The 8,100-nt window shown below is 41.0% G+C and carries 7 protein-coding genes; 6 read left to right on the top strand and 1 reads right to left on the bottom strand.

What is annotated here, in order from left to right:
• Window positions 1-361 precede the first annotated feature (361 nt).
• From ACWI_RS08985 to ACWI_RS08960, 6 genes are all read left to right on the top strand, one after another.
• Entirely contained in the window at window positions 362-709 is a 348-nt protein-coding gene (locus ACWI_RS08985; RefSeq protein WP_070371101.1) for a hypothetical protein, read from the top strand.
• A gap of 172 nt (window positions 710-881) precedes the next feature.
• Entirely contained in the window at window positions 882-2,756 is a 1,875-nt protein-coding gene (locus tag ACWI_RS08980; RefSeq protein WP_070371100.1) for a CASTOR/POLLUX-related putative ion channel, read from the top strand.
• Between the two features lie 168 nt (window positions 2,757-2,924).
• Window positions 2,925-3,521, top strand: coding sequence for a dienelactone hydrolase family protein (locus ACWI_RS08975; protein ID WP_070371099.1), 597 nt, complete (start codon window positions 2,925-2,927; stop codon window positions 3,519-3,521).
• Between the two features lie 28 nt (window positions 3,522-3,549).
• Entirely contained in the window at window positions 3,550-4,278 is a 729-nt protein-coding gene (locus ACWI_RS08970; protein ID WP_070371098.1) for an NAD-dependent protein deacylase, read from the top strand.
• 9 nt (window positions 4,279-4,287) lie between these two features.
• A complete protein-coding gene (locus ACWI_RS08965; RefSeq protein ID WP_070371097.1) occupies window positions 4,288-5,526 on the top strand; it encodes a PucR family transcriptional regulator in 1,239 nt (412 codons plus the stop codon).
• 466 nt (window positions 5,527-5,992) lie between these two features.
• Window positions 5,993-6,934: a DUF7973 family transport facilitator gene (locus ACWI_RS08960; protein ID WP_070371096.1), complete on the top strand. Its 942-nt coding sequence runs from the start codon at window positions 5,993-5,995 to the stop codon at window positions 6,932-6,934.
• A gap of 60 nt (window positions 6,935-6,994) precedes the next feature.
• On the opposite strand, the gene ACWI_RS08955 is transcribed toward ACWI_RS08960, so the two are convergent.
• Window positions 6,995-8,080: a putative NPN-dependent ornithine cyclodeaminase gene (locus tag ACWI_RS08955; protein ID WP_070371095.1), complete on the bottom strand. Its 1,086-nt coding sequence runs from the start codon at window positions 8,078-8,080 to the stop codon at window positions 6,995-6,997.
• Window positions 8,081-8,100 lie beyond the last annotated feature (20 nt).

Below are 8,100 nucleotides of genomic sequence, written 5' to 3'. Positions count from 1 at the left end.
TATTTGTTTTTTGGTCTCTATTTTTTATATTTTAAGGAAGGAGCCATCTGGCGACTGACGCGACTGAGGCGCAGCGTAGCGGAGTCGAAGTGCCGCATGAGCGAGTAAACGGCAGTAAAGTTATGAGAAAGATATAAGGATACTTAATATCTGTCATTATGAATCTATTTTTTTATGGGGCGAGGCCCCAAACGCAGGCGCAGTGAAACGGAGCGGAGTTGCAGCTTCATTTAACGACAGTAATTTTAGGAGCAATCTGAAACGGATGTATACTATAAAATATCGATAACATGAGAGATTCATGTTATAATAAAGGAATGCACTAATATAATTTCAGTAGTAAATGTCATGGGAGCCGATAATGAAAAAAAACTTACCATTATTATTGCCGGTATTACCATATCTGGTAATGACAGCCGTGATCTTTTTTATCTTGCCGATGCTGGAGCCGGATTCAAAATATTTTTTGTTCTTTATGCTCTTGATTATTCCCGGATATTGTTTAATAGCTGGGTTTGTATATGGATTTAAAAATGGTATCGTCTGGTTTTATCCGGTTTTTATAAGCATCATTTTTCTCCCGCTTGTATTCTCGATGATATATATGAAAGTAGTTATATATGGTTGCATATATGGGTGTTTATCATTAATGGGAATGTATTTGGGCAATCTTTTCAAAAAAAAGAAAGATAAAGATTCTGACGTGTAGGAAAAAAGATTCGAAATCGTCAATTGCAAAAAAAGGGTGTCAACAGTGATTGAAGCGAATGGCTGAATGTGATAAAATGTAAAAATTATAAATGAAATAGAATAGACTCCTTCAAATAATTATCATTAGACGAGACAATCGGCTATAACTAATAACTTTAAAGAGGTGTAAGATGGATGAAGTTGGATTTTTAGAAAAACTTAGGTACAAATTTGACAATCTGATGTCAAAAGGAACGGGTATACTATTATTGTCATTAGCCAGTGCGACGGCAATTATGATTGCTGTGATTTCCTTGATCGTCTGGATTACCCAATCCGGGCCAACCTCAAGTTTTACTGAGCTGCTGTGGATGGGATTAATGCGTGCCATTGATTCTGGAACGGTCAGTGGAGATACCGGTAGTGCTGGTTATATCTTTTTAATGTTTGTCACTACGCTTGGCGGTATCTTTATCCTCAGTATCCTGATTGGGATTTTAACAACTGGGATTGAAGCAAAATTGGAATCGCTAAGAAAAGGAAGATCCCGAGTGATTGAAAAGGATCAAACCATTATTCTGGGATGGTCTGAGCAAATTTTTACAATTATTGAAGAATTGATTGAAGCGAACAGCAATCGTAAACATGCTTGTATTGTTGTGATGGGGAATCATGATAAGTCCGAAATGGATGACGCCATTCGTGAGCGGATCACCGATCTAAAAACGACCCGAATCGTCACCCGTCAGGGAAATCCAATCGATATTGATGATCTGGAAATCGTCAGTTTAAATACGTCCCGATCAATTATCATCATTCCGGAGGATGATACCCGAGTAATAAAGACGATTCTGGCTATTACCAATAATCCGAATAAGCGCAGTGAGCCTTATAATATTGTTACCGTCTTGCGAGATCCTGAGAACGTTCAAGTGGCCCAAATTGCCGGAAACAATCAGGCGGAAATAATTCTCAGTGATACACTCATCTCCCGCATAATTGCTCAAACCTGCCGTCAGCCAGGTCTTTCGACAGTTTACACTGAACTACTGGATTTTGGCGGTGATGAAATTTATTTCAGTGATTGTCCAGAAGCGATTGGAAAAACATTTGGCGAGACCCTGTTTTTGTTTGAGAAATCAACGGTGATCGGCGTTCAGTCCCAGGGGAAAACATATTTGAACCCGCCGATGGACACGGTACTAAAACCGGGAGACCAAATTATTGCCATTTCAGAAGATGATGATACGATTCGAGTAAAATCAGATCAGCAATCTTCGGTTGATGTTGAAGCAATTCGTCAAAACGCATCATCGCAACCGGACCGACCCGAAAAGACGCTGATCCTAGGTTGGAATGACAATGCTCACTTAATTATTCAGGAAATTGACAATTATGTACCGCAAGGTTCGCTTTTGACTGTTGTATCAGATTGTGTTGAAGACGAAGAGTTTCAAATTGCTCTTAGTCAGGTAGTGAATCAGCAAATCGAATTATTGAAGGGAGATCCAAAAGATCGCCGGATTTTAGACGAACTGATGGTCAAAAATTACGATCATGTCATCATCCTGTCAAATAATTCGGAACTCGATGTGCAGGAGTCAGATGCCAATACGCTGGTCGTTCTGCTTCAGCTTCGAGATATTTCCGAAAAACTGAACTGTCGTTTTTCAGTTGTCAGTGAAATGCTGGATTTTAGAAATAAGAAACTGGCCGAAGTAACCAGAGTCAACGACTTTATTGTCAGTGAAAAACTGATCAGTTTAATGCTAACTCAGGTTTCGGAAAACAGAATGATTAATACTGTCTTTGAAGACCTGTTTGATGCAGATGGTTCGGAGCTTTATATAAAAAGGGCGTCAAAATACATTCAGCCAGATAAAGCAGTTAATTATTATACGCTGGTTGAAGCAGCAAAAAGGAAGAACGAAATCGTTATTGGTTATGTGATTGCGGCAGAACAAAAGGATGCTAAAAAGGATTACGGTATTTATATTAATCCCAGTAAATCAACGATGGTTAGCTTGGGAGAAATGGATGGTTTGATTGTAATCGCCGAAGATTAAATGACGATGGATACTATTTTTATCTGTTATAGAAGTCGCTGCAAGAATAATTTTTGCAGTGGCTTTTTTATGGGGATGACGGTTTTTAACGAATTTATATGGGAGGATGCAATTATCGTAAAGATACGATGACATGCAGCGGTTTTAAAAGAAATGGTGTTGAAAAAAATGTCCCGGCAGGACTCAGAAGCAGAACGAGCGGTTATAATCATTCCGGAAATTTATGGGATGAATCAGTATATTCATGACTGGGCAGAGTTTTTTAGAGTGCAGGATTATGACATTTTTTGTGTGGATTTAAGTCCGGAAGAACGTGTTTATCAATACGCTCAAAGCAATGAAGCTTACCAGGCGTTTGTAGAGAATAACAGCTTTGAACGATATCGTGAAATTGCTACCGACATTGAAGAATTAAAGAAATTTTATAATAAAATTATTGTTTTTGGTTCAAGTGTGGGAGCAACCATCGCCTGGCGTTTGACAGAAAATCCATATTGTGATGGAATGATCGGATTTTACGGGTCACGAATCAGAGACTATCTTGATGTCAGCCCAGTCTGTCCCTGCCTGCTGATTTTTTCGGAGCAGGAGGCATCCTTTGAGGTGCGGTCAATCATTCCTCGACTTAATCAGAAGGAAACGGTTGATACTTTTGTGTTATCAGGATGTCATGGATTTGCTGATCGATATGGGGATTGTTATTGTGAACAGTCAGGAAATAAGGGACTGGATATGGTAAAATACTTCCTGAGAAAAATAGGTTAACAAAAAATATTAAAAAAGAGGTCAAATCATGAACGAGATCGAAATGTTACAAGAAATGATTGCCAAGGCTGGAAATATTGTGTTTTTTGGTGGCGCTGGCGTATCCACAGAAAGTGGTATTCCTGATTTTAGGAGTGTCGATGGGCTCTACAATCAAACCTATCGTTATCCGCCGGAAACGATTCTTTCCCATGAATTTTTTATAAATAACACAGAAGAATTCTATCATTTTTACCGGAATAAAATGCTCTATCTGCAGGCAAAACCCAATGATGCCCATCAAAAACTGGCAGAGCTGGAGAAACAACAGCTGTTGACAGCAGTCATTACTCAGAATATTGATGGACTCCATCAATTGGCCGGTAGTAAACGGGTGCTTGAGTTGCATGGATCGGTTCATCGCAATTACTGTATGCGCTGTCATCAGTTTTATCCGGTTAATATGATCGAGGAAAGTCAGGGAGTACCTAAATGCAGTTGTGGCGGAACCATCAAGCCAGATGTGGTTTTATATGGGGAAGGGCTCGATAGCGATGTGATGAATCAGTCGGTTGCGGCCATCAGTAATGCTGACGTGTTGATTATTGGCGGAACGTCGCTGGGCGTTTACCCGGCGGCAGGTTTGATCGATTATTATCGGGGTAGAAATCTGGTTCTGGTCAATAAATCCTCAACCCCGATGGATTCACGGGCGAACCTTGTCATCAACGATAGCATAGGCAAGGTATTTAAACAATTGAAATGGAGTAAAAAATAAAGCACAACGATGGAAAGTCAAACTGAACTGAGATACCGACAGAGCAATCGCTTATTAAGTCTATTACTGGATAATCACACAGTCGAAGAGGTGGTGGAAACCATCAGTTATCTGATGGAAAAACCGGTGGTTTTTATTGATATCAACTTTTCCATTCGCGGCGTCAGCCGAACCAATGAGATCACCGATCCCTCCTGGAATTTAGCCATCGCCAAAGGCTTTTGCAGCCATGAGTTTATATTTGAAATTGTCAACATTGAAGAAGTCAAACGTTTTCCCAAGGAACGAACACCTTATATAGTTGGTCTGGAAAGTGAGTCGAAGGTATTGGTGTCTCCGGTGATTATCCGGGAAAAATATGCTGGTGCCATGGTGATGTTTTTTCAAGATGCAGAAGTGACAAATCAGCATCTAGAGTTGTTGCTTTTGGCCAACGAGGTGTTAACAGAGATTATTCTAAAAATTCCCCAATATAAATATATTCGTGGCAACATGAATGAGGGTATTCTGATGGATTTGATTGAAGGCCGAGATAAGGAAAACGCTGATTTTAAATCATGGGTTCTGGAATCGGAGCTAAACAGCAGTAACAATCTGTGTGTACTGGTTTCGGAGCAAAATGACGATGGTCTCTATCAGGAAGGGATCAAAGATTCATTACGAGATGATTTTTATCATGTTTTTCCGAAATCCCATGCAATTTTTTATGGCAATCAAATGGTTGTTTTATGTACCGACCTGGAAAAAGAAAAAACCGAAAAAGGAATCAGACGTCTGAAGAGTTTTATGGAAAAACACGGCCTACGAATTGGGATGAGTGATTTTTTTAATGGGATTGAAAATTTTCAGTACTATTATTTACAGGCGGGGGCAGCTATCCGAATCGGTGTGTCTGTTCATCAAAAAAAGCGATTCTACCATTATGGGGATTACAAATTTTTTCATCTGATTGAAAAGATTCATGGTGACACAAGAAATAATCTTAAGGACTTTGTGCAAAGCAGCTTGCTGATCCTTGAGAAATATGACCGTCAGCATCAATCAGAATTGTTTTATACGTTAAATACACTGATTGATCATGGATGTAATTACAAAGAAACCTGCGCAAATCTCCACATCCATCGCAATACGCTCAGCTATCGCATGGAGCGGATTAAGGCCCTTACTCAGCTTGATCTTGCTGATCCAAAGGTTCAATTTGATTTAGCCTATTCGTTTCGGATTTTAGAATTTCTTAGACATCAATAAGTGTTGTGATAAAAATGGGATGATAAACCGAAAAGTTTAAAAGTGTATAATGAATTGAGCAATTATCTGTGCAGAATGCACAGATTAACCATGCTGTTTTGTAACCAAGGGCTGATGATTTTAACTAAAAAATAGGATATGATAGCACATAGGGATTGTGACCCCTGTTTAGCATGGCGTAAAGTTTATACTAAACCCCTTAATTTAAGAGAGCTCAGGCTCTTTTTTTATTTTGCGAAGAATAAGTGTTAGATCATAAAACAGTTTGATGGATATTATTGATTGCCCATGATGCTAATCGTTTGACTTGTGATTAATGCACAAAGATGAATAGATATTTTGGCAATGATGACCATAGCAAAATTTTGTTCTTCTTGTTAAACTGATCTTGTAAACATTATCAGAGCCACTCGATGAACGTTAATGTGTTTACGATAATCTCAATACAATTAAAAGGAGAAAAGAAATGGACTTAACATTATTAATTGCTGCGTTTGGCGGCGGGCTGTTTGCAGCTGCCATCGGCGGTGTGCCATCATTTATTTTTACCGGGTTAACAGTTGTTGCCGCAATTCTTGCCGGAGATTTCGGAGCGCCAGCGATTGGTATCGTCAGCTTTGGATCATGGTTCTCACCATGTATTGCTTTTGCTGGTGCAGTAGCAGCTGCCGGTTATGCTAAAAAAATTGGTAAATTGGAAGTCGGCGGCGATATTATCACACCGCTTGCTGGCTTAAAAGACGCTTCAGTACTGCTGGTTGGTGGAATCTTTGGTATTATTGGTTACTTATTAAACTTTACCATTGGCACCCTAATCGGAGCTAATGTATTTGGATCAGCAGCGTGGACCGATACGGTTGCCTTAAGCGTGGTTATTTCGGCGATTCTGGTGCGTTTGCTTTTCACAAATTCTGGTTTAACCGGAAAAACGCCAGCCGGTGTGACCCGGCATTATCTGCCTCAGGGTTCAGACATGATTTTCACCCTGGTGATCGGTGCCGGATTTGGGATTCTGGTTGGCGGAATCGTGGCAGCTTTTGGAAACATGGCGTTGGCTGGTTCTGAAGAAGCCGCATATATTTTCTCACAGATGGGTGGCTTTGCCTTTGGGATCGCCGCATTTGGACTGATTTTTGCCTGCATGGGACTACCTTTCTATGGCTGTCATCATATCGTATTGCCAGCAGCATCCACCGCGATTGTTGTATTCTCGGGTACATTAAGCCCATTGGCAGCGATTATTGCTGCCGCCATCACTGGGGTTTTGGGTGCTTTAATCGGAGAGTTTGCCGGTTTAACCTTTAACAGTTATGCAGATAGTCACATTGACCCGCCAGCCTGTACGATCTGGGTGCTGCAATTGATTAATTTTTCCGTACTACCATTAATTTTGCCATCTATTATGTAGTTTATCATCGAGTGGTAGAGACTTTTGCTTCGGCAGAAGTCTTTTTTTTGCGTACGTACATTACTTTAACGATAAATTGCGTTGCAAGTTGACGACAAAATCCTGGATATTGGTGATAATTGATTTGGAGCTGAGGCTGCCCCGATCTTTGAGTTTATTTACCACAAACTCGGAGATATCAACAGTATAAAAATAAACCGGTCGCACTGCGCCATTAATGACCTGGTAGGAGGGGGTCATATTGCCAGTGGCAATGGTATGGAGTTGGGTTGCCAGACAGATGATCGTGGTGGCTTTTCTGGTGTGTACCCGCAGCGCATCCTGGGCGCTGTAAACATCAGCATAGACGCCCGGTAAGGGGCCATCATCCCGAATCGAACCGGCTAAAACCAGGGGAATATTATTGGTAATACAGGAACTGACGATACCATCCGTAATTTTATATTTTTCGATCAGGTTTTTCAGGGAACCGCAGCTCCTGGCCCGATTGATGGTTTCAATATGATGATAGTGACCCAGGGACTTATTTTCTTTGGAGTAAATGTCCTGACCCAAAGCGGTGTTAAAAAAGTGGGATTCCAAATCGTGGGTTGCCAGTGCGTTACCTGCAAAGAGGGCATCGACATAGCCCATCTCGATCAGATGGGTCATGGCATTGCGGGAGTCCTGATCAAAGGTAACCGCCGGGCCGAGAACCCACAAAATATAGCCGTTCTCTCGTTCAAACTCGAGTAATTCATAAAGTCGGTCATAGTCCCGGGAGTAAGCGGTTTCCCGGGAGTTTGACGTTCGAAACGAGAAGTTATCGCCGTTTTCCTGTTTTTTTCTGAAAGCAAAATGATCGACATAAACACCGTTTTCGCCGTCTTCATGACGTCCAACCACAACCGCATCGCCTTTCTTGACGTTTCTGAATTCAATGGCATGGGGCCGATCATCGGCGATCACGACCACGCAGTCCATCCGGCTTTCAGCCATTAGCTGCCAGCTATCATGAATTTTAAAATATTCGGGGAAGATAGTGGTGGCATAAAAGTTTTCCGGAACCACCCCATTCATGGGAGCTGGCATGGTTCGAACACTGGGGGCTTTAACAAAAAAGCTTTCTGTAAAATCAGGAGCTGTGTAAGTTGGCAGAGTAAACATCGGTATACCTCGTTCGATAA

It is taken from the genome of Acetobacterium wieringae, from assembly GCF_001766835.1.
In the GTDB taxonomy this organism is placed as follows: domain Bacteria; phylum Bacillota; class Clostridia; order Eubacteriales; family Eubacteriaceae; genus Acetobacterium; species Acetobacterium wieringae.
This window is presented reverse-complemented; position numbering and strand designations above follow the sequence as displayed.